We start from the raw sequence: 19,849 nt of genomic DNA, 5'->3' as shown, positions 1-19,849 counted from the left end.
TCAGAACGCGGTGCCGAGCGCCTCCAGCGCGGCTGCCGGGTCCTGAATCCCCGCCTGGGCCATGTCGGGCCGCCCGCCGCCCTTGCCGCCCGCCGCCGCCGCGAGCTTGCCCACGAGTTGCCCCGCGTGCGCCCCGCGCGAGACGGCGTCTTTCGTCGCCTTCACGACCAGACCCTTGTCGCTGGCGATCACGGCGAGGTCCGCGCCGCTGGTGTCGAGCAGCTTGTCGGCCGCGCCGCGCAACTCGTTGCCCTCGATGCCCGAGAGCCTCAGCGCGGCGACCTTGAAGCCGCCCAGCTCGCGCACCTGCTGCGCCGCGCCGCCCCCGCCGCCCATCTGGGCTTCCGCAAGCTGGCGCCGGACCTGGGCCGTTTCCTGCCCGGCCGCCTTGAGCTGGGCCTGGAGGCCCTGCACGCGCGCTTCCAGGCCGTCCAGGCCGGTATTCAGCAGTCCCGCGACCCGGCCCGCGCTGTGCAGGCGCTCGCGCACCCAGGCGGTGGCCGCCTCGCCCGCCAGGGCCTCGATGCGCCGCACGCCCGCCGCCACGTTCTCGTCGGACACGACCACGAAGGCGCCGATGTCCCCGGTGCGCCGGACGTGGGCGCCGCCGCACAGCTCCTTGCTGGTCACCGTCTGGCCCCCAAAGGGCACGCCGCCCTCCACGCTGACCACCCGCACGGTGTCGCCGTACTTTTCCCCGAAAAGGGCCGTGGCGCCCGCCGCCTTGGCCGCCTCGATGGGCATCTCCTGCCAGCTCACCGCGAAGTTGGCGCTGACCCAGCGGCTCACCAGCCGCTCGACCGCCGCGATCTCGTCGGCGCTCAGGGCCGCCCCATGCGAGAAGTCGAAGCGCAGCCGCTCGGGGGCGACCAGCGACCCGGCCTGCCGCACCCCCGATCCCAGCACCGCCCGCAGCGCGGCGTGCAGCAGGTGGGTAGCCGTGTGGTGGCGCTCGGTGGCCCGGCGCTCACCCGACACCACGCCGCGCACCTCCAGGCCGGGGCGCAGCTCGCCTTCTTCCACCACCACGTCGTGCAGGAACACGCCCGCCGGGGTCTTGCGGGTGTCGCGCACGGCAGCGCGGCCCCCCGGCCACTCCAGCGTGCCGGTGTCGCCCACCTCGCCGCCGCCCTCGGCGTAGAAGGGGGTGCGGGAGAGCACCACCGCCCCCTCGCTGCCCGCAGGCAGGTGAGAGAGGCGCTCCCCGGCCCCGACGAGCGCGAGTACCTCGCCCCCCGCCTCCAGCTCGTCGTAGCCCACGAACTCGGTCGCGGGCAGGCCGCCCAGCGCCTCCTGGGTGCCGCCGAACAACTCGGACTTGCCGTACTTGCTGCCCGCGCGGGCCAGCTCCTGCGCGTTTTCCAGGCTCTCGGCGTACCGCGCCTCGTCCACCGTGACGCCGTATTCCTCGGCGATTTCTTTGGTGAGGTCCAGGGGAAAGCCGTAGGTGTCGTACAGCAGGAAGGCTTCCTCGCCGGGCAGCGACGCCCCCCGCGAGAGGCCCGAGAGCAGCCCGTTCAGGCGCTGAATGCCCCCCTCCAGCGTCTTCAGGAAGCGTTCCTCCTCGGCGCGGATGGCGGCCTCGACCCGACCCTGCTCGCCCACGAGTTCGGGGTAGGCGCCGCCCATCTTCTCGACGACCAGGGGCACCAGCTTGTAGAGCGTCGGCTCGCGCAGGCCCAGCAGGTAGGCGTGGCGGGAAGCGCGGCGCAGGATCTTGCGGATCACGTAGCCGCGCCCGGTGTTGCTCAGGGCCACGCCGTCCGCGATCACCATGCTTACCGAGCGGATATGCTCGGCCACGACCCGGTGCGACAGGCTCTGCGGCCCCTCGTAGGGCTTGCCGCTCAGCTCGGCCACCCGCTCCACCAGCGGGCGGAACACGTCGTTGGAATAAAAATCGTAGACATCCTGCACGACCGTGGCGATGCGCTCCAGGCCCATCCCGGTGTCGATGTTCTTGAAGGGCAGGTCAGCCAGGACAGGGGTGCCGTCTTCTGCTGGGTCCTGGCGGTCGTACTGCGGAAAGACGCAGTTCCAGATTTCCAGGTAGCGGGCGCTCTCGCGGGTCTGCGCGTAGTCGGCCCAGGTGTCGTCGCCGTAGGCCGGGCCACGGTCGTAGAAGATCTCCGAGCAGGGGCCGCAGGGACCGTTGGGGCCTTCTTTGGGCGCGTCGGCGGGCCAGAAGTTCTCGTCGGCGCCGAAGCGCAGCAGTCGGCTTTCCGGCAGCCCGATCTCCTGGGTCCAGATTTGAAAGGCTTCCTCGTCCTCCTGGTAGATCGTGGCGTGCAGCTTCTCCGGGTCCAGGCCCATCCACTCGGGGCTGGTCAGGAATTCCCAGGCCCAGGTCAGGGCCTCGCGCTTGAAGTAGTCCCCGAAGGAGAAGTTGCCCAGCATCTCCAGCAGCGAGCAGTGCCGCAGGGTGCGGCCCACGTTCTCGATGTCACCCACCCGCAGGCATTTTTGCGCCGTGGTCACCCGCTTGTTCTCGCCGTGGCCGGGGAACTTGGCGGGGGCGCCCATGAACTGCGGCTTGAAAGGCTGCATCCCCGCCACCGTGAAGAGGGTGGTCGGATCGGGCGCGATGGTCGAGTGGCTGGGCAGGCGCAGGTGCCCCTTGCTTTCAAAGAAGTGCAGGTATTTCTCGCGAATTTCAGCGGTGGTCAGCGGCCCGGTCATGCGGCAGAGTCTAGCGCGGTGGGGGAGAGCGGCAATTGGCCCGGGCGCCCCCGACCTGTCGTGGGCACAGCTGCGGGCGCCGCGAAACGTCAGCGTCCCCTGGGAACTTCCGGACTGATGTGGGCATCCGGCATCAGGTCGTGACCGTGGACCTGCCCGCCCTCCTCCCCGGATTTTCTCGCTTGCTCGCTGAAGCCTGAACCCTCAGTCCAAGTCCACGGCCCACCACGCTTCCCGGCGGGCGGCCAGGCGGGCGCGGGGGTCGCCGATGGTGTCGAGCGCGCGCGAGAGGCCCTGCCAGTCCAGCTCGCTCATGGGGTCAATAGCCAGGGCGCGCTGGTGAAACTGGGCGGCGTCCTTGGCGCGGCCTGCCTGCGCGGCGGCCTGGGCGGCCAGACCCAGCACGCTGAGCTGCTTTTGCTCCAGCCGGGCGCGCACCTCGTCCACCCAGGGGCTGTCGGCGCCGGGCAGAAAGTGGCCGTACATGCCAGTCAGCTCGCGCAGTTCCTCCAGGCCCAGGCTGCCTTGCTCGGCCTGCGCCGAGAGCAGCTCGAAGCGCGCCACGTCGTAGTCCGGGCGCAGGTCGGTGCTCAGGGCGTAGCGGCGGTTGGCGCTGACCACGGCCTCGCCGCTGAGGCTGCGGCGCAAGCGGTGCAGGGTCGTGTGAAAGAGGCTGCTGGCGCGGGCCTCGTCTTTTTCCGGCCACAGCGCCTCGGCGGCCTCCCAGGAGGTCACCTCGCGGTGTTCGAGCAGGTAGAAAAACAGCTCCAGCGCCTTGCGCGATACCCACGACACCGCCGTGCCCTGCCACACGACCTGCGCCGTGCCCAGCGCGCGGGCCGACATGCCGCTCTCCCCTTGCAGGGTCAGGCCCGCGCGGCGCAGCCTCGCGTCCACGGCGGTGGTCAGGTCCTGGGGGGTGAAGGGCTTGGGCAGGTAGTCGTCGGCGCCCAGGTTCATGCCCCGGCGCACATCGTCGCGCTCGGCGTGGCTGGACAGCAGGATGAAGGGCATCGCGCCCAGCTTGTCGTGCGCGCGCACCTTTTCCAGGAATTCCAGCCCGGTCATGTAGGGCATCACCACGTCGCTGATCACGAGGTCGGGGGTGAACACCTGAAGCAGGTCGAGCGCCTCGACCGGATGGCTGCTGGTCCGCAGCTCGTGTCCGGCCCGGCTGAGAATCACGCTGACGAGTTTGAGGATGGCGGCGTCGTCATCCACGACGAGGATGCGCGGCATGAGGGTAGTGTAGCAGCCGGGTGAGAATGACCAGTACGAAACTTCACCCTCGCGGTGTGTCCCTGGCTCGGCTAGGCTGGGCGCATGACCGCAGCCCCCGGCGCTCCCCTCACGGTGATTCACGCGACCACCCGGACCCTCGACGAGACCCGCCCCCAGGCGGAGGCCGTGCTGGTCGGCGGCGGCCGGGTGCTGGCCGCCGGAAGCCGCGAGGACGTGGCGGCGCAGGACCCGCGCGCGCGGGTCCTCGACCACCGCGACCTGATCCTGACGCCGGGGCTGGCCGAGGCGCATGTCCACCTCGTCTCCTACGGCTTTTCGCTGTCCGAACTGAACCTGCACGGCGCGCGTAGCGTCCCCGAGGTGCAGGCGCGGGTCGCGCAGCGGGCCATGAACACGCCCGCCGGAACCTGGATTCGCGGCGGGGGCTTCCTGCTGTCCGAACTCGGCCTCTCCGATTACCCTACCGCCGCCCTGCTCGACGAGGTCAGCCCGCACCACCCGGTCTTGCTGTACTCGCGGGATATGCACCTGAGCTGGGCGAACTCGCTGGCGCTGCGCCTCGCGGGCGTGACGGAAGCGACCCCCGACCCCGAGGGCGGCCGCATCGTGCGCCCGCTGGGCACGCTGCTGGAAAGTGCCAGCGGTCTCGTCGCGCGGGTGCGCCCGACGCCCAGCGAGGCCGAGTACCTCTCGGCGGCGAAAGCCGGAGCCGACGATCTGGCCGCACGCGGCTACGTCAGTGCCCACACGATGGCCTTCGAGCCGGTCGAGGCGCCGCGTGCCGTGCAACTCCTCGCCCAGCGGGGCGAACTGCCGCTGCGGGTCTGGGCGACCCTGCCGCACGACCGCCTCGCGCACGCCCGCGACCTGGGGCTGCGCCTCACGCCCGGCGGCCTCTTCCAGTGGGGCGGGGTCAAGTTCTTCGCGGACGGGGCGCTGGGAAGCCGCACCGCCTGGCTGCACGCGCCGGGGTTCGCGGACGGGTCGGGCACCGGGATGCCCCTCGACCCCCCCGAGCTGATCCGCGAGCGCGGGCGCGAGGCACTGGAACTCGGCCTTACCCCCGTGACCCACGCCATCGGAGACCGGGCGAACACCGAGGTCCTCGACGTGTACGACGCCCTGCGCCCCCTCGCCGCCGAACAAGGCGTGCGGCTGCGAATCGAGCACGCCCAGCACCTGCGCTCCCAGGACATTCCCCGCTTCCGGGGCCTGACCGCCAGCGTGCAGCCTATCCACCTCCAGGCCGACGGCCCGATGATCCGGGAACTGCTGCCCCACCTGGAGGGCACCTCCTATCCCTTCCGCTCGCTGAAGGCGGCCGGGGCCATCCTCGCCTTCGGGTCCGATGCCCCGGTCGCGCCGCCCGAATACCGCGCCAACTTCGCCGCCGCGATCACCCGCCGCGACGACGCGGGCCAGCCGCTCGCCGCGTCCGAGGCCCTCACCGAGGAAGAAGTCCTGTGGGCGCACACCCGGGGTCCTGCCCTGGCCGCCGGGTGGGACGACGAGGGGATCATCCGGCCCGGGGCGCGGGCGGCCTTTACCCTCTGGGACCGGGTCGGGGGCACGGCGCGGGCACTGGTGCTCTAGAGCAGGCCGAAGGGGGAAGGGCCGGGGAGAGCAACGTTGCCCCCCGGCCCTTCCCCCTCCCACCTACAACCCGGTCGTGCCGCCGGGACCGGGCAGGGTCGGACCGACGTGCCCTGGCCCGCGCCGGGTACCGTCCATCGCGTCCATCACGCGGTTCAGGCGCTCCTGCCTGCGCGCGAAGAAAGCCAGTACACCCAGACAAAGGCCCAGCACCAGGATTCCGGTCATTTCAGCCCCCTTGTGGGACGATCCTAGGTCCTGGGGGTCAGGCCGGGGTCAGGGCCTACGCCTCCACGTCTTCCGGCAGCTCCGCGTTGGAATACACGTTCTGCACGTCGTCCAGGTCTTCCAGCGCGTCGATCAGGGTCAGCAGCCGCCGCACGTCGTCGCCGCTCACGGCCACCGTGTTGGTGGGAATCATGGTGATCTGCCCGCTCTCGGCCTTGAAGCCTGCCGCTGCCAGCCCGTCTTGCACGGCGTAGAGGTCATTCGGCGCGGTGCTGATCTCCAGCCCGTCCTCGGACTCCTGAAAGTCCTCGGCGCCGTGCTCGATGGCGGCCTCCTGCGCGGCCTCGGAGGCGTCGGGCAGCAGAATCACGCCCTTTTTCTCGAACTGCCACGCGACGCTCCCGCCCGTGCCCAGCGCCCCGCCGCGCTTGTTGAACACCGCGCGGATGTCGGCCACCGTGCGGTTCACGTTGTCGGTCAGCGTCTCGATGAAAAGGGCGGTGCCGCCGGGGCCGTAGCCCTCGTAGGTGACCTCCTTGAACTCGGCCGCGCCCTCGGCCGCACCCACCGCGCGCTTGATCGCGTTCTCGATGTTGTCCACCGGCACGGTGTCGGCCTTGGCCGCCGCGATGGCGTTTTTCAGGCCCAGGTTCCCGGCGGGGTCCCCGCTGCCGCCCGAGCGCACGGCGGCCTGAATGGCGCGGATGTGCTTGGAGTACATCGCGCTGCGTTTCTTATCGTTGGCGCCCTTCTTGCGTTTGATCTGTGACCACTTGCTGTGACCGGCCATGTTCAGTGTCTCCTTACGGTAAAACCGCGCCCGCTCGGGAGGCCGGGGGCGCGTGTTGGGACGCATTCTAGCGCGGCCTCTCCGGTAGACCCGGGAAGCGGGCGGGGCGCACGTCAGCCCACGACCTCACCTCTCAAAAAGGAAAGGAAGTGGCCGGACGCCCTGGGAAGAGGGTGTCCGGCCCGGTGTTGCTATGCCGCAACCACAGCACACCAGCAAGACGACCCAAGCCGAAACGTCAGCCGAAGGGGAAGACAAAGCGTCCCTGGACGTGGCGAGACTTCATCGGCCTGGTGTCGCTGGCGTGTTGCGCTTTGTTTGGGCACAGCCTCACGGAAGTCGGTCAGCGGCCTCTGCCTGGGTGAAAGCCCCTCGTTCCTCCCGCTGAAGTGCCCACCGCCCCTGCCCGGGCGGTTTTTTGTTGCCTCTCGCTCAGAGCCGCAGGTCCTCTTCTTCCGTCAGAAAGTCCACCGCGCCCGAGCCGATCTCGTAGAAGCCGCCGATCACCCGGATCTGGCCGCGCGCCTCGGCCGCCTGGATCACCGGCTGCTCGCGCAGGGCGGCGACCTGATAGCGCACGTTGCTCAGGACCGCCTCGCGCATCCGGGCCTTCTTGTCGCGGATGGGGGGCAGCCCGCGCACGCTGGGCTGAATGCGGGCGATCAATCGGCGCAGGTTTTCCGGTTCCGCCGCCAGCGCCTCGTCCGGCAACATCGCCGACGAGACGGCCCCGCAGCCCTCGTGGCCCATCACCACGATCAGGTGAACGTCGAGGTGCTCGGTGGCGTATTCCAGCGTGCCCAGCCCGGTCTCGCCCACCACGTTGCCCGCGACCCGCACCACGAAGAGGTCACCCAGGCCCTGGTCGAACACGATCTCGACCGGCACGCGGCTGTCGCTGCACGCCAGCACCGCCGCAAAGGGCGTCTGGCCCATAATCTGCGCGCGGCGCTGGTTGGCGTCGGCCTCGGGACGGGTGGCCTGCCCCGAAAAGAAGCGGGCGTTGCCGTCCTTGAGCGCCTCGATGGCGTCTTCCGGCGAGACGACGCGGCTGGGGCGCAAGTCGGCGATGTCCTCCATGCTCGCGCCCCGGCGAATCGCGTCCAGAATGCGCCGTTCGAGGTCGGCCGGGTCGAGGGCGGCGGCGGGAGGCTGGCTCATGCCTGCCATGTTATCCGGCGGCTCCCGGGAGCCTGCACCGCCAGGGCCTGCACCGCTATGGTCTGGGCATGACCGACCCGAGCGTGCCCCCCACCCTGGAGGAGTTGCTGGAACGCTACGCCACCCTGCGCGACACCCTGCTGGGCCTGGAACTCGAACGCGACGACCTCGCCGCGCAGATCAAGGCGGCGCTCGCTTCGGGCGCCCACGCCGAGACCGACCTCTACCGCGCCGACCTCAAGGTCTCGCGCCGGGTCGAGTATCCCCTGGACCGCTTCCGCGACGTGTTCGGAGACGCCGCCGCGCTGGAAGCCGCCACCATCGACCGCAAAAAGGCCGAGGCGCTCGCCAAGGCGGGCGACCTCGACCCCGAGCGGCTGCGCGAGCTGGCCGTGGTGAAAGAAACGCAGGCGCTGGTGCTGGTCCCCAAGACGCGCTGAGGGGGCGGGTCAGGGGGTGGCTGGCCCGTCCAGCAGCACCTCGACCGTCACCACGTCGCGCCACTCGCCGTCCAGGCGGGCATGGCGCAGCTGCACACCGACCTCGCGGAAGCCGCAACGCGCGTGCAGGCGGCGGCTGGCCGCGTTGTCCGTGAGGATGCGGCTGGTGAGCTTGTGCAGCCCAGCTTCCCGCGCCGCGCCGAGCAGCGCTCGCAACGCCGCCTCGCCGTACCCCTGGCCCCGCGCTTCCCGCGCCGTATAGACGCTGTGCTCCCCGATGGTCGCGTAGACGGGCCGGGCGCTGTAGGGGCCGCACCAGGCAAAGGCCACGACCTCCCCGGCGCCGTTCAGCGCCACGGCGGCGGGGGAGGCTCCGGCTAGCCGGGCGCGCACTTCCTCCTCCTGCCGCTCGCGGGTCTCAAAAGTCGCCACCCGGTCGCGGATGCCCTGGTTGTAGATGCGGGTGATCGCGGGAGCATCTTCCGGCGTGGCGGCGCGGGTGCGGGACATGGCTGATGGTGCCACGGCGTTGGCTCGCGGCACAAAAAAGCATTGCCGGGAAGCAACGGCACCCAGGAATCATCCCTTATGGCTGCTGCCTTCCGGCCCTGACCAGATTCGAGCGTTCCCGCTGCGTTGCGCCAGCAATGCGCTGCGGAGTGTAGCACACCCCCGGCGCGGTGCGGGCGCCCAGACCTGGGCCGGGGGCCGGGCCGCCAAAGCGCACCGCCGGACCCTGTGAAGAGTCCGGCGGCCCGGTGGTGCTGGAGATGGGACTTGAACCCACACGCCTCGCGGCGCTAGCACCTCAAGCTAGTGCGTCTACCAATTCCGCCACCCCAGCAGTGGTGAAGCGAAAGGAATGATAGGTGGACCCCACGGGCTTGTCAACTGCGGGCCTCTTGGCCTGGGGGCGCCGGGCGTGCTAGCGTGGCGTTTGCCGCCGCGAGCGGTGGGGCCGCCTGCGGCTTGAACGCTGGCTTTTTGGCCCCGGCTGCTGCGCGCGGGACTTCACAACAAGAGAGGGACAACGTGATCGACAAGAAACAGACCATCCAGACCTATGCCAAGAGTGAAGGCGACACCGGCAGCACCGCCGTGCAGGTCGCCCTGCTGACCGAGCGCATCCAGAACCTCTCGCGTCACCTGGGCGAGAACAAGAAGGACAAGCACGGCCAGCGCGGCCTCCAGCTGATGAACGGCCAGCGCCGCCGCCTGCTGAAGTACCTCGAGCGCACCAACTACGACGAGTACATCGCCCTGACCGACCGCCTCGGCATCCGCCGCGGCCAGCGCATCGTCCGCTAATTTCGGCTCCCGGATGGCCGCCCCTGCCCAGCGCGGGGGCGGCTTTCTGTGGCCTACGCCCTGAACCTCAGCGCTCGCCCACGCCGGGCCGCTCGCGGTCAGGCCAGGCGCGCCAGTCGCCGCCCGGCAGGAGGACGGCGCCGGGGCGGGTCAGTCGGTCGGCGTCCGCGTAGACGTAGGTCCAGGCGGCCTGGCTTGCGCCGCCTTCCAGCGTGACGGTCACGGCCGCGCGGCGGTAGAGCGGCGGCGTGTCGTGGACGCCCTCCAGCGCGTCGAGCAGGAGCAGGGCGCGCGGCCAGTCGCGGGGCGCGTAGGTCAGCACTTCCCCCACGACCACCCCGTCCGGCGGGCCGGGCACGATCCCCGGATACGCCTCGGGGGAGAGGTGCAGCAGCCGGAAGCCGGTCAGCCGCGCGGGGACCGCCCCAAACGGGCCTCCCCGGGCGGCCACCTCCGCGTTGCGCTCGCCGGGCCGCAGGGTGCCGTAGACGAAGACGCGGGTCAGGGGGGAAGATGCCGGGCGCTCCGGGCCAGCGCTTCGGCCGCCCTTCACGGCCGCACTCCTCACAGCCGCACTCCGCGCGGTTGGTGGAAGTACACCCGGCCCACCACGGTCGCCTCCTCGGGCCGCACCGGGGGGTGGTCGGGGTTGTCGCTGGTCAGCCACAGGTGCTCGCCGTAGCGCCGCAGCCGCTTGACGGTCAGGCCCAGGCCGGGCACGTGCAGCACGTACACCCGGCCCTCTCGCAGGTCGAGGTCGCCGGGATCGACATAGACGCGGTCGCCGGGGCGGATGCCGCCGCCGCTGGGGTCGGTCATGGAGTCGCCCTGCACCTCCAGCACCAGCATCCCGGGGCGGTGGTCGCGCGCGGGCACCAGTTCGAGGTCGATCACGCTGCCCGAATCCTCGGAAAGGGGCAGGCCCGCCGTCGCCAGCGCCCGCACCGGCACCCGGAACAGCTCCAGCCGGGTCAGCAGCTCACCCCCCGGCACCTGGCCTTCCGGGGAGAGCGGCGAGAGCAGCGGCAGGCCCGTGCGCGCCGCCCACTCGCCCGCGCTGATCTCCAGCGCGCGGCGCAGCGCGTCCTGCCGCGCCGGGGTCAGGGCCGACAGCGGCCGTTCCCCGCGTTCCAGGCGGCTGAGGTACGGCTGGGTCACCCCGCCCGCCTCACCGCCCCCCTCGGCGGTGCGCCGCGCCACCTCGTCCTGGCGCAGGCCCAGGCTCCGCCGCCGCTCACGCAGCCAGCCGGACAGCTCGGGCAGAGAAGAAGCCATGCGGCCACTCTAGGGCACCGCACCCCCCCAGAGTGGAATACGTCTCGTTGACAAAATGCCTGTGGGCATATTATGCTGAGGGCGTATTCGGAGCCGCCGCTTTCGCGCCTCTTCCTGCCCGCCGCCAGCGTCCTCGGCGCCGGGCTGCCTGTCCTCTTCGTCTTTCCTGCCCCACGGCCCAGGCCCCGGTCTGGAGGAGGCTGCCATGACCGATCCACTGCCGCTGTCCAGTTCCTTTGCCGCTCTGCTGCCGGTGCTTGGCCCGGCGCTGCTGGCGGGGACGGTCACGCAACTCGCCCGCCAGCTGGCCCGGCCCGAGGCGCCGCCGCTGCGCCGACTGCTCGCGCTCGCGGCGGCGGCCGGCATCGCGGCGCTGACGGTGACGGCGCTGCTGAGCGTGTGGCTGCGGCCCCCCCCGGCTCCGGCGCTGCTGCTGGCCGCCGCCTGCATCACCGGCTGGAGCGGCCCCGGCATCCTGACCCGGCTGGGCGCGCTGATCGAGCGCAAGCTGGGGCTGCCCGAGGGACGGCCCGGGCCTGCGCCGAAGGCAAGGCCAGGCACATACAGCGGCGACCAGAGCGGGCACACTGAGCTATGAACGCCGTCCGGACTGCCGCTGCGCGCGGCCTGATCCTCACGGCCGCGCTGCTGCTCGCGGCCCCGACTGCTCCCGCCCAGCCTGCCGCCTTCCAGAGCATTCCGGCCCCGCTCCAGACCTCCCAGAAGCAGGCCCTCCAGGACCAGACCGCGCAGAGCGTGCTGGCGCAGGCCGCTTCCCCCAGCACCCCGCAGCGGGCGGCCCCGGCGCCTCTCAGCGCGGCAGAGACGGCGGCCCTGCGCGCCCTGTACCAGAAACTGCGCCCCGCCACCCTGCGGATCGAGGACTGCCCGCCCAACGACTGCTCGGATCCCAACGGCGTGGGCAGCGCCTTTCTGATCGGGGACGGCTACGCCCTGACCGCCTACCACGTGGTCAAGGGCGCCAGGACCCTCAGTGCCCAGACCCTGGACCGCAAACGGTACGCCGTGCAGATCGTGGGCTTCGACGACCAGTCCGACGTGGCCCTGATCCGGGTGAACGTTCCGGCGAACACTCCCTTCTTCCCGCTGGCCGCCGCCCGCCCGGCGGTGGGTGACGCCGCGCTCGCCATCGGCAACGGCGGCGGGGAGTTCCTGACCCTCAAGACCGGGCGCCTGACCGGCCTGGACAGCGACGCGGGACGCGCGGACTTTCCGCCCGGCACGCTGGAACTGAACGCCCAGCTTGTTCCCGGCGACAGCGGCGGCCCGGTGATCAACGCGCGCGGCGAGGCCATCGGCGTGGTGAGCTATATCAGCGTGTCGCGCGGCAACCGCATCACGTCCTACGCGGTGCCCGTCACCCGCACCGACCCCAGACTGGCCGAACTGCGCCGGGGGGTCAAGCGCGAGGCGCCGATCATCGGCATCACGCTGAATCTGCCCCCCGAGCTGTCGCCCGTGACGGCGCTGCCCGCCGAGAACTTCGCCGAGTTCAGCCGCGTTTTCGATCTGGGCACGACGCCCGGCGCCTTTTTCACCGATGTCTCTCCGGGCAGCCCCGCCGCCCGCGCAGGCCTGCAACCGCTCGACTACGACGCGGACGGCAACCGCACCTCGGGCGACATCGTGACGGCCGTCAACGGCCAGCGCGTCACCAACTTCTCGGACTTCCAGTACGCCGTGCGGCGCTACCAGCCGGGCCAGACCATCACCCTGAGCGTGTTGCGCGCGGACAAGCCCATCGAGGTCAAGCTCACCCTGGTGGCGCGCTCGACCGTCCGCGTCCGCAATTGAAGACCGCTGCGTCCCGGCAAAGGGGGAGGGGCCACGGGCCTCTCTCCTCTTTTTTCGGCGTTTCTCCGCGACCCGAGCCGGAGGGCACGATCATGAAGACAAAACGGACTTGACAATTCTGTCCAAAACAGAAAAATGCAGGTATGGAAAACCTGTTGAAAAAAGCGGGCGCGATGCTCGCCCACCTCGACCTCTTCACCCACATGCTGCACCTGCGCGGGCTGCTGCAACTCGCGGCGCACATGGAGGAGCGCGGCGACCGCGTGACCCTGATCTCGCCGGAAGCGATCACGCTGGTGGGCGCGGACATGACCACCGACCCCAGCGTGACCACCAGCAAGGGCGCCACCGTCGAGGCCGCCAACGCCTACAGCGTGCTGCGGACCCTCAAGGGCCACGACGCGCCCGAGTACGCCGTGACCCGCGAGGAACTCAAGGCGCTCAACGCCCGGGCGGTCGCGGAGCTGGAGGCGGGCGACGCGATGCGGGCTTTCGGGGAGACGCTGGTGCGGATCGGCGTGGGCGCGGCAGCTCCGGCGGCCGAGGCGGCTCCCGAGCAGCGGCCGGGGCGGGGACGCCGGGGGACCGAGGCGGAGGCGGACGGTGGGGGGAGCGAGCAGCCCGCCGCCTGACAGGTTGAAGCTTGGGCGTCACGCTTCCGGTGGGGGCGTGATGTTTTTTGCGCTTCCCGGCGGGGTTGGCCCACCCCCCTGCCCCCTACCCAAAGGGCAAGGGGAGAGAAGCGCTGCGCTCGGCAAGGGCAGATGGGCGGCGCTGGTGGGCGTCGTCCTCGGCGGCAACGTTTGATCTTGGTGCGATCTTCACTGCGACCACCGTCTCGCGTTGCGATTGAGGCGTGGGAAAGGCGGTGCGAACTCTTTCTGCCCACACCTGTGCGGCGTCTGCTGTGCCCGTTTTTGGAGAAGCTCAGGCCTCTGCATTCTGTTTCCGTTGCTCGCGCTCCCTCCAGTACCCCGGCGTCTCGGTGGCGGGGAGCAGGCGCAGGGTATCGCGGCCTGCCCGCCCGGCCAGGGCTTCCGCTTCCTGCCGGGCGCGTTTTTCTCCCAGCCAGGCACCCCAGTAGGCTTGCAGGGTCCCGGTGACCAGGGCAGTGGGCACCGTGGCGGCGCCGTCCAGCGGATGGAAGAGCAGGTCGAGGTCGGTCAGGGGGCCGCCGTTCGGGCCGCCGACGGGTTGCCAGTAGGGCAGGTCCACGGTGCGCAGGCCCAGGGCGTGCAGCGCCCGCCGGCGGGCGGCGGGGTCCACGCCCGTGCGGGCCTCGGCCTCGCGGTCGGCGGCGTCCTGGCGGTCCGGGAAGACGCTGTCGGCGAAGATGCCGGGCAGGCCGCGCCCGCGCACCTCCTCCAGCGTCGCCCGGTGCAGCGCGCGGCCCACCCCCCGGCCCCGCGCCCCGCGCCCCACGGCCAGGAAGGAATTGAAGCCCGCCTCCGGCAGCAGGTGGTAGACGGTGCCGCCCAGCACGGGTCCGTCCGCGTCCTGGGCGACCAGAATGCGGTCCTGACGCGCCCCCCGGCCCCCGCCGGAGACGAGGTGAGGAAAGACCTCAGGCGGGATCAGCATCTCGGGGGCGTAGTAGCTTTCCTGCTGGATGCGGCCGAACTCGGCCAGGGCCGGGTCCTCGGGGTCGGTCACGCGGCGGACGCTCACGGGCGGGGTCATGCCCGCACGGTAGCGGCCGGGGCGCCCTCCCAACCGGGCGGCGCACACGCTCAGCGCGCTGGCCGGACAAGTGGCAGGGCCTTGAACCTGTGCCGAGCGGAGGCGAGTTGCCCAAGGACAGCGGTAGGCACGAGAGGGGAGGAACGAAGGCCCGCCACGGCCGTGGTCACTGCGGACAGGCCGCTATCCTGCCGGTATGACCGGGCCTGAATCCCTTCCTTCCAGTGCCAGCGCGGGCGCCGCTCCGGGCGCGGCCCGCGTGGCGCCCAACTTCATCACCGAGATCATCGAGCGCGACCTGGAGAGCGGCAAGTACCCGGGCGTGGTGACCCGCTTTCCGCCCGAGCCGAACGGGTACCTGCACCTGGGGCACACCTTCGCCTCCTTCCTCGATTTCCAGACTGCCGTGCAGTACGGGGGCCGCTACCACCTGCGGCTCGACGACACCAACCCCGAAGGCGAGAGCGTGGAGTTCGCCCAGGCGATTCAGGACGATCTGCGCTGGCTGGGCTGGGACTGGGGCGACCACCTGTACTACGCCTCGGACAACTTCGAGAAGTATTACGGGTACGCCGAGCAGCTGATCACCCAGGGCGACGCCTACGTGGACTCGGTGAGCGCGGACGAGATGGCCCGGCTGCGCGGCGACGCGGTCACGCCCGGCACCCCCAGCGAGTACCGGAGCCGCCCCGTGGAGGAAAACCTCGACCTGTTCCGGCGGATGCGCGCGGGCGAGTTCGCGGACGGCCAACACGTCCTGCGCGCGAGGATCGACCTCGCCAGCCCCAACATGAAGCTGCGCGACCCGGTGCTCTACCGCATCCTGCGCGGCCACCACTACCGCGCCGGGGACGAGTGGTGCATCTACCCGATGTACGACTTTCAGCACCCGCTGCAAGACGCGCTTGAAGGCGTGACGCACTCCATGTGCAGCCTGGAGTTCGTGGACAACCGCGCGATCTACGACTGGCTGATGGAGCGCCTGGGTTTCTCGCCGCGCCCGCACCAGTACGAGTTCGGGCGGCGCAGCCTGGAATACACGGTGGTCTCCAAGCGCAAGCTGCGCCGGCTGGTGCAAGAAGGCCGGGTGACCGGCTGGGACGATCCCCGGATGCCCACCCTGCGCGCCCAGCGGCGGCTCGGCGTGACGCCGGAGGCCGTGCGCGCCTTTGCCTCGCAGATCGGGGTCAGCCGCACCAACCGCACGGTGGACATCAGCGTGTACGAGAACGCGGTGCGCGGCGACCTCAACCACCGGGCGCCGCGCGTGATGGCGGTCACCGACCCCCTGCGGGTCGTGGTGACCAACCTGCCGGAAGGGGAGACGCGGACCCTCACGTTGCCGTACTGGCCCCACGACGTGATCCGCGACTCGCCGGACGGCCGGGTCGCCCTGCCGAGCGGCGAGCGGGTGGCCCCCGAGCGGGCCGTGCGCGAGGTGCCCTTCTCGCGCGAGCTGTACATCGAGCGCGGCGACTTCTCGCTCGACCCCCCCAAGGGCTTCAAGCGCCTGACGGTGGGCGGCACCGTGCGCCTGCGCGGGGCGGGTATCCTGCGCGCGGACGGGGTGGAGACGGACGCGGCGGGGCAGGTCACACTGGTGCGCGCGACCCTGCTGGAGGAAGGCGCCAAAGCCGCCGGGGTCATTCACTGGGTGGACGCCGCGCGCGCGCTGCCCGCCGAGTTCCGCCTCTACGACCGCCTGTTCCGGGTGGCGCACCCCGAAGGGGAGAACCCCGACGACATCGCCCCCGACTTCGACCCCGAGCGCATGAGCCACGAGAACGAGGCCGCGCCGCTGGACGCCGGATTTCTGCGCTTCCTCAACCCCCAGAGCCTGCGGGTCACGCGCGGGTTCGTCGAGCCGAGCGTGGCGCACGACCCCGCTGACACCCGCTACCAGTTCGAGCGGCAGGGTTACTTCTGGCGCGATCCCGTGGACAGCCGCGAGGACGCGCTGGTGTTCGGGCGAATCATCACGCTGAAAGACGCCTGGGCCAGCGAGGCACACAAGGACACACCCAAGGCCGCCGCCGGGGCGCCCAGGCCTGCCCCGAAGGCCGAGGCGCTCCAGGCGGCGGCAGCCCAGAAGCCCCAGGTGTCCCCCCTCACCCCCGAGCAGCAGGCCGAGGTCGCCCGCCTGGCTGCGCTCGGGGCCGCCGAGGCGGAGGCGCGCACGGTTGCCCGCGACCCGGCGCTGCTGGCCTTCCTGGCCGGGGCGCGGCAGGACGGCACCTTCGGACAGGTCGCGTCGTGGGCCGTGAACGACCTCGCCGCCAGCCTGCGGGCCGGGGAGGTGCGGGTGTCCGCCGCCGACCTCGCGCCGCTGGCGGGGCTGCTGGCTTCCGGCACGGTGACCACCCGCGTGGCCCGCGACGTGCTGGCCCGCGCGGCGGCGTCCGGTGAGGCGCCGCTGGAGATCGTCGAGCGCGAGGGGCTGAACGCGGCCCTGGGGGACGAGGCGCTGGCGGCGGCGGTCGCTGAAGTGCTGGCCGCCAACCCTGACAAGGTGGAGGCCTACCGGGGAGGCAGGGCGGCGCTGATGGGCTTTTTCACCGGGCAGGTTATGCGGGCGACTGGCGGCAAGGCCGACCCCGCGCGGGTGGCGGCGGCGCTGCGGGAGGCGCTCAGCGGCGGGTGAAGTCCACCCGCGTGGTGTAGGCATCCCCCTGCATGACGAGGAGCGACTTGTGCTGGACAGCCCCTCTGGGGTCGGCATAGCCCTGAATCGTCCCCACCTCCTCGCTGTTCAGCGACAAATTTGCTTTCCAGACCAGGGAGGGTTCCGTGGCGGGCGTGTACTGCGGGCGGAAGGTCGCCCCATCTTTGCCTTGCGCCATGCCCGTCAGGGTGTAGGTCACGTTGCGGAAGCTGAGGGTGCCCTCGATGCGGTACTCGGTGGCCGAGACGTAAGTGGCCTTTGAGGTCAGGGTGACCGGGAAGGTGCGTGGTGAGGCGGCCGGATCGTTGGACTCGGCCGTCCCCGCCCAAGTGCCGTGCAGGACGTGTTGCCCGGAGGGCACCGGAACCTCGATGGGGTCAGTGTTGGCACACGCCGTGAGCAAGGCCGCCAGCGGCAGGGTCATTCTGGTCATGGTGCCCGTACTCTATTCCCCGTCCCGCCTATCCGGCCCCCCACAGAGACGCGTCAGCCTCATGCGCTATAACCCCAGGTTGATGCATAAGTATGCGCTCGCCTCCCTGACCCTCCTCTCCTGTGCCCTCGGCAGCGCCTCGGCCCGTGACCTCGCGGCGATCAAGGCGTCGGGCGTGCTGTACGTGGGGACCGAACCCACCTACGCGCCCTTCACCTACACCCAGGGCAAGAAGGTCGTGGGCTTCGAGGCCGAACTCGCCGAGGCGCTCGCCCGCAAGCTGGGCGTCAAGGTCGAGTGGCGCCCCAGCGGCTTCGACACCCTGCTGATCGGGCTGAGCCGGGACCGCTTCGACCTGGTGGTCTCCAGCCACGGCATCACCCCCGAGCGGCAGAAGGCCGTGGACTTCGCCAACCCGCACTACTGCTCGGGCGGGGTGGTGCTGGCCAAGGCCAGTGGCCCCCTCACCGTCGCGGCGCTCAAGGGCAAGGCGGTCGCCGTACAACTGGGGACCACCTACGCGCAGCGGGCGCAAAAGCTCCCCGGCCTGGGCAGCGTCAGAACCTACCCCACCAACGCCGACGCCCTCCAGATGGTGCTGAACGGGCGGGCCGACGCTTTCGTGACCGACCGCTTCGTGGCGCTCGAAGCCCGCAAGAAGTTCCCGCAGGCCAACCTCAAACTCGGCGAGATGCTCTTTCAGGAAAAGATCGGCATCGCCGTGAAGAAGGGCAACGCCCCGCTGCGAGGCGCCGTCAACACCGCCCTGCGCGGCGTGATGGCCGACGGCACCTACCAGAAGATTTCCACGAAGTACTTCGGGGAAGACATCCGCTGCAAGTAAGGCCGCCACAGGCCAGGAGAGCGGAAGACGGCGCAGCCCTCCGCTCTCCTGGCCTGTTTGCTCGGCTCAATTCAGCATTCGCCCGCCGCCCTGGCCCATCAGCGTCTCGGCTTTGGTCAGGTGGTCGCGCAGGGTGCTGTGCCAGTCGTCGCTCTCGGGGGTGTGGGCCAGCGCCTGCTGGGCGTGGGCGTAGGCGGCGGCGGGGTTCAGAAAGCCCTGCTGGGCCATCACGTCGGCGGCCATCTGGTGCCCGGTGACCCAGTCGCGGCTCTCGGGGGCCGCCTCGCGAATCACCCGCTCGTAGTGCTCCAGCGCCTCGTCAAGGTGGTAATACTCCAGCGCCACGCTGCCCAGCACCAGGCTGGCCGGAATCACCGCGCCCTGCGCCAGCGCCTGCTCGGCGGCGGTCTGGGCCTCCTGCAAGCGGCCCAGGCGGTAGTCGCATTCGGCCAGGTCGGCCAGGACCTCGGGGGCATAGGGGTACTCGGGGTCCGAGAGCACCGCCTCCAGCCGCTCGCGCGCCTCCACGGGACGGTCGAGGTCGAGCAGCGCCACCCCCAGTTCGTGCTGGGCGTAGGGCCGGTCGGGACCCTGCGCCAGCGCCAGCGCCCGCTCGAAATGCCGCAGCGCTTCCTCGTGCTGGCCCAGGTGGGTCAGCACCTGCCCCCACACCAGCGCCACCCCGTAGCTGGGGTCGCCGTGGGTGCGCTCCAGGCGGTCGGCCTCGCGCACGGCGCTCAGGGCCTCCTCCGGCTTGCCGAGGTTCAGCAGCGCCTGCGCCTGGAGGTAGTGCCAGGTCGCCAGATTCAGGCCCTCCTCCTCGGGGTCGCGGCCGGTGTACAGCGCCCGGGCCTGCTCCAGCAACGTGGCTGCCGCCGCCGGGTCGCCCAGCTGCAACTGCAAGGCCGCTCCCTCCTGAAGCATCACCGCGCGGTTGAGGCCCTGCGCGTGGTGGGCCGCTTCTGCGTACAGGTGCGCGGCCTGCTCGGTGTGGCCGAGCTGCTCTTCCGCGTCGGCCTGCCAGCTGCGCAGCCGCCAGCCCAGGTGGCGGGGCAACTCGGAAAGCGCCAGTTCGAGGTCCAGCGCGCCCTGGGGCTGCTCGGCCAGCGAGAGGGCCGCCAGGGCGTGATAGCGGGCCAGCGGATCGGCCGCCGCCCGCACCTCGGGCGCGGGTGGGGCGGCCTCGGCGCCCAGGGTGCGGGCGCCCAGCTCGGCGTTCAGGGCCAGGTAGAGGGGGTCTCCCCGCAGCGCCGGGTCGAGGGTGCGGGCCTGCTGCAAGGCCGCGCCGACCTCCGCGAGCGCGGCGTCGCCGTACAGCGCGTGGACGCTCGCCAGGTACAGCGCGAGCCGCGCCCGGGTGGGCTTGGCGGCCTCGTGCATCGCGCCGGTCAGCACGCTGAAGGCCGTGTCGTAGTCGTCCCCCGCGAGCGCCGTGCAAGCCTGCTGCCAGGTGGTGGCGACATCGATCATCACCCCTCAGGATAGCGCGGGCGGGGAGGGGGGCGACCTTTCGGCGGACGACTCCCCCCCCCCGTCCCCCGTGTGATGAACTCCGGCTGATTCCGGAGGTTTCCCCATGCGACTGACCCGCCCTGCCCAAGTTCTTACCCTCGCCCTGCCGCTCCTGGTGTTCTCCCTCCTCGGGCTGTGGCTGCTGCGGACGGTCTTTGCGGGACCTTCCGCCCTGTCCTACGCCGAA

19 protein-coding genes, 1 tRNA gene and 1 other RNA gene are annotated in these 19,849 nt (G+C 71.2%); 8 read left to right on the top strand and 13 right to left on the bottom strand.

Features of this window, described 5'->3' with window-relative positions; genetic code table 11:
* Complete coding sequence (gene alaS / locus HNQ09_RS09765) at positions 1 to 2,679, bottom strand: alanine--tRNA ligase (protein ID WP_184028503.1); 2,679 nt, start codon at positions 2,677 to 2,679, stop codon at positions 1 to 3.
* Between the two features lie 204 nt (positions 2,680 to 2,883).
* Entirely contained in the window at positions 2,884 to 3,918 is a 1,035-nt protein-coding gene (locus HNQ09_RS09760; RefSeq protein WP_184028500.1) for an AfsR/SARP family transcriptional regulator, read from the bottom strand.
* A gap of 84 nt (positions 3,919 to 4,002) precedes the next feature.
* Between HNQ09_RS09760 and HNQ09_RS09755 the strand changes: the two genes are divergently transcribed.
* Complete coding sequence (locus HNQ09_RS09755; RefSeq protein WP_184028497.1) at positions 4,003 to 5,514, top strand: amidohydrolase; 1,512 nt, start codon at positions 4,003 to 4,005, stop codon at positions 5,512 to 5,514.
* Positions 5,515 to 5,577: 63 nt separating this feature from the next.
* Here the strand turns inward: HNQ09_RS09755 and HNQ09_RS09750 are convergent, their stop codons facing one another.
* The 3 genes from HNQ09_RS09750 to HNQ09_RS09740 all read right to left on the bottom strand — a co-directional run bounded on the left by HNQ09_RS09750 (position 5,578) and on the right by HNQ09_RS09740 (position 7,693).
* Positions 5,578 to 5,742, bottom strand: a complete 165-nt coding sequence (locus HNQ09_RS09750) for a hypothetical protein (RefSeq protein WP_184028495.1) — start codon at positions 5,740 to 5,742, stop codon at positions 5,578 to 5,580.
* Between the two features lie 55 nt (positions 5,743 to 5,797).
* Positions 5,798 to 6,532, bottom strand: coding sequence for a YebC/PmpR family DNA-binding transcriptional regulator (locus HNQ09_RS09745; protein WP_184028493.1), 735 nt, complete (start codon positions 6,530 to 6,532; stop codon positions 5,798 to 5,800).
* Positions 6,533 to 6,964: 432 nt separating this feature from the next.
* Positions 6,965 to 7,693: a carbonic anhydrase gene (locus HNQ09_RS09740; RefSeq protein WP_184028490.1), complete on the bottom strand. Its 729-nt coding sequence runs from the start codon at positions 7,691 to 7,693 to the stop codon at positions 6,965 to 6,967.
* Between the two features lie 68 nt (positions 7,694 to 7,761).
* Here HNQ09_RS09740 and HNQ09_RS09735 point away from each other — a divergent pair, with 68 nt between their 5' ends.
* Positions 7,762 to 8,133: a hypothetical protein gene (locus HNQ09_RS09735; protein WP_184028487.1), complete on the top strand. Its 372-nt coding sequence runs from the start codon at positions 7,762 to 7,764 to the stop codon at positions 8,131 to 8,133.
* A gap of 9 nt (positions 8,134 to 8,142) precedes the next feature.
* Here HNQ09_RS09735 and HNQ09_RS09730 read toward each other — a convergent pair whose 3' ends face one another.
* The 3 genes from HNQ09_RS09730 to HNQ09_RS09720 all read right to left on the bottom strand — a co-directional run bounded on the left by HNQ09_RS09730 (position 8,143) and on the right by HNQ09_RS09720 (position 8,977).
* Positions 8,143 to 8,643, bottom strand: a complete 501-nt coding sequence (locus HNQ09_RS09730) for an arsinothricin resistance N-acetyltransferase ArsN1 family A (protein ID WP_184028484.1) — start codon at positions 8,641 to 8,643, stop codon at positions 8,143 to 8,145.
* A 39-nt stretch (positions 8,644 to 8,682) separates the two neighbouring features.
* An RNA gene (gene ffs, locus HNQ09_RS09725) (signal recognition particle sRNA small type) lies at positions 8,683 to 8,781 on the bottom strand.
* A gap of 111 nt (positions 8,782 to 8,892) precedes the next feature.
* Positions 8,893 to 8,977, bottom strand: a tRNA-Leu gene (locus HNQ09_RS09720).
* A 188-nt stretch (positions 8,978 to 9,165) separates the two neighbouring features.
* Here HNQ09_RS09720 and rpsO point away from each other — a divergent pair.
* Positions 9,166 to 9,441 (top strand): 30S ribosomal protein S15, encoded by a 276-nt coding sequence (rpsO, locus tag HNQ09_RS09715; RefSeq protein ID WP_184028480.1) that lies wholly within the window; start codon positions 9,166 to 9,168, stop codon positions 9,439 to 9,441.
* A gap of 67 nt (positions 9,442 to 9,508) precedes the next feature.
* On the opposite strand, the gene HNQ09_RS09710 is transcribed toward rpsO, so the two are convergent.
* Positions 9,509 to 9,994 carry a gamma-glutamylcyclotransferase gene (locus HNQ09_RS09710; protein WP_184028477.1) on the bottom strand — a complete coding sequence of 162 codons (486 nt, stop codon included), beginning with the start codon at positions 9,992 to 9,994 and terminating at the stop codon, positions 9,509 to 9,511.
* 11 nt (positions 9,995 to 10,005) lie between these two features.
* The gene (locus HNQ09_RS09705; protein ID WP_184028474.1) at positions 10,006 to 10,716 is read right to left on the bottom strand and encodes an XRE family transcriptional regulator; all 711 of its coding nucleotides are present in this window, start codon (positions 10,714 to 10,716) and stop codon (positions 10,006 to 10,008) included.
* Positions 10,717 to 10,921: 205 nt separating this feature from the next.
* Here HNQ09_RS09705 and HNQ09_RS09700 point away from each other — a divergent pair, with 205 nt between their 5' ends.
* From HNQ09_RS09700 to HNQ09_RS09690, 3 genes are all read left to right on the top strand, one after another.
* Positions 10,922 to 11,314 carry a hypothetical protein gene (locus HNQ09_RS09700; RefSeq protein ID WP_184028472.1) on the top strand — a complete coding sequence of 131 codons (393 nt, stop codon included), beginning with the start codon at positions 10,922 to 10,924 and terminating at the stop codon, positions 11,312 to 11,314.
* The gene (locus tag HNQ09_RS09695; protein WP_184028469.1) at positions 11,311 to 12,531 is read left to right on the top strand and encodes a S1C family serine protease; all 1,221 of its coding nucleotides are present in this window, start codon (positions 11,311 to 11,313) and stop codon (positions 12,529 to 12,531) included. Before HNQ09_RS09700 ends, HNQ09_RS09695 begins: the two co-directional genes overlap by 4 nt.
* A gap of 143 nt (positions 12,532 to 12,674) precedes the next feature.
* Complete coding sequence (locus tag HNQ09_RS09690; protein ID WP_184028468.1) at positions 12,675 to 13,163, top strand: multidrug DMT transporter; 489 nt, start codon at positions 12,675 to 12,677, stop codon at positions 13,161 to 13,163.
* 295 nt (positions 13,164 to 13,458) lie between these two features.
* Here HNQ09_RS09690 and HNQ09_RS09685 read toward each other — a convergent pair whose 3' ends face one another.
* On the bottom strand, positions 13,459 to 14,211 hold the full coding sequence (locus tag HNQ09_RS09685) for a GNAT family N-acetyltransferase (RefSeq protein ID WP_184028465.1): 753 nt from the start codon (positions 14,209 to 14,211) through the stop codon (positions 13,459 to 13,461).
* Positions 14,212 to 14,407: 196 nt separating this feature from the next.
* Between HNQ09_RS09685 and HNQ09_RS09680 the strand changes: the two genes are divergently transcribed.
* Entirely contained in the window at positions 14,408 to 16,852 is a 2,445-nt protein-coding gene (locus HNQ09_RS09680) for a glutamine--tRNA ligase/YqeY domain fusion protein (RefSeq protein ID WP_184028462.1), read from the top strand.
* Here HNQ09_RS09680 and HNQ09_RS09675 read toward each other — a convergent pair.
* Entirely contained in the window at positions 16,839 to 17,306 is a 468-nt protein-coding gene (locus tag HNQ09_RS09675; protein ID WP_184028460.1) for a hypothetical protein, read from the bottom strand. The genes HNQ09_RS09680 and HNQ09_RS09675 overlap by 14 nt on opposite strands.
* An 82-nt stretch (positions 17,307 to 17,388) precedes the next feature.
* Here HNQ09_RS09675 and HNQ09_RS09670 point away from each other — a divergent pair, with 82 nt between their 5' ends.
* The gene (locus HNQ09_RS09670) at positions 17,389 to 18,150 is read left to right on the top strand and encodes an ABC transporter substrate-binding protein (RefSeq protein WP_184028457.1); all 762 of its coding nucleotides are present in this window, start codon (positions 17,389 to 17,391) and stop codon (positions 18,148 to 18,150) included.
* A 66-nt stretch (positions 18,151 to 18,216) separates the two neighbouring features.
* Here the strand turns inward: HNQ09_RS09670 and HNQ09_RS09665 are convergent, their stop codons facing one another.
* Entirely contained in the window at positions 18,217 to 19,620 is a 1,404-nt protein-coding gene (locus HNQ09_RS09665; protein ID WP_184028455.1) for a tetratricopeptide repeat protein, read from the bottom strand.
* Positions 19,621 to 19,849: the final 229 nt, after the last annotated feature.

It is taken from the genome of Deinococcus budaensis (assembly GCF_014201885.1).
Classification (GTDB): Bacteria; Deinococcota; Deinococci; order Deinococcales; family Deinococcaceae; genus Deinococcus; species Deinococcus budaensis.
This window is presented reverse-complemented; position numbering and strand designations above follow the sequence as displayed.

Bases quoted from the DNA above. Each gene is read 5' to 3' on its own strand.
- HNQ09_RS09735 (WP_184028487.1), top strand. From the start codon at position 7,762: ATGACCGACCCGAGCGTGCCCCCCACCCTGGAGGAGTTGCTGGAACGC.
- HNQ09_RS09745 (WP_184028493.1), bottom strand. From the start codon at position 6,532: ATGGCCGGTCACAGCAAGTGGTCACAGATCAAACGCAAGAAGGGCGCC.
- HNQ09_RS09695 (WP_184028469.1), top strand. From the start codon at position 11,311: ATGAACGCCGTCCGGACTGCCGCTGCGCGCGGCCTGATCCTCACGGCC.
- HNQ09_RS09690 (WP_184028468.1), top strand. From the start codon at position 12,675: ATGGAAAACCTGTTGAAAAAAGCGGGCGCGATGCTCGCCCACCTCGAC.
- HNQ09_RS09665 (WP_184028455.1), bottom strand. From the start codon at position 19,620: ATGATCGATGTCGCCACCACCTGGCAGCAGGCTTGCACGGCGCTCGCG.
- alaS (WP_184028503.1), bottom strand. From the start codon at position 2,679: ATGACCGGGCCGCTGACCACCGCTGAAATTCGCGAGAAATACCTGCAC.
- HNQ09_RS09705 (WP_184028474.1), bottom strand. From the start codon at position 10,716: ATGGCTTCTTCTCTGCCCGAGCTGTCCGGCTGGCTGCGTGAGCGGCGG.
- HNQ09_RS09740 (WP_184028490.1), bottom strand. From the start codon at position 7,693: ATGAGCCAGCCTCCCGCCGCCGCCCTCGACCCGGCCGACCTCGAACGG.
- HNQ09_RS09675 (WP_184028460.1), bottom strand. From the start codon at position 17,306: ATGACCAGAATGACCCTGCCGCTGGCGGCCTTGCTCACGGCGTGTGCC.
- HNQ09_RS09680 (WP_184028462.1), top strand. From the start codon at position 14,408: ATGACCGGGCCTGAATCCCTTCCTTCCAGTGCCAGCGCGGGCGCCGCT.
- HNQ09_RS09730 (WP_184028484.1), bottom strand. From the start codon at position 8,643: ATGTCCCGCACCCGCGCCGCCACGCCGGAAGATGCTCCCGCGATCACC.
- HNQ09_RS09750 (WP_184028495.1), bottom strand. From the start codon at position 5,742: ATGACCGGAATCCTGGTGCTGGGCCTTTGTCTGGGTGTACTGGCTTTC.
- HNQ09_RS09755 (WP_184028497.1), top strand. From the start codon at position 4,003: ATGACCGCAGCCCCCGGCGCTCCCCTCACGGTGATTCACGCGACCACC.
- HNQ09_RS09685 (WP_184028465.1), bottom strand. From the start codon at position 14,211: ATGACCCCGCCCGTGAGCGTCCGCCGCGTGACCGACCCCGAGGACCCG.
- HNQ09_RS09670 (WP_184028457.1), top strand. From the start codon at position 17,389: ATGCATAAGTATGCGCTCGCCTCCCTGACCCTCCTCTCCTGTGCCCTC.
- HNQ09_RS09700 (WP_184028472.1), top strand. From the start codon at position 10,922: ATGACCGATCCACTGCCGCTGTCCAGTTCCTTTGCCGCTCTGCTGCCG.
- HNQ09_RS09760 (WP_184028500.1), bottom strand. From the start codon at position 3,918: ATGCCGCGCATCCTCGTCGTGGATGACGACGCCGCCATCCTCAAACTC.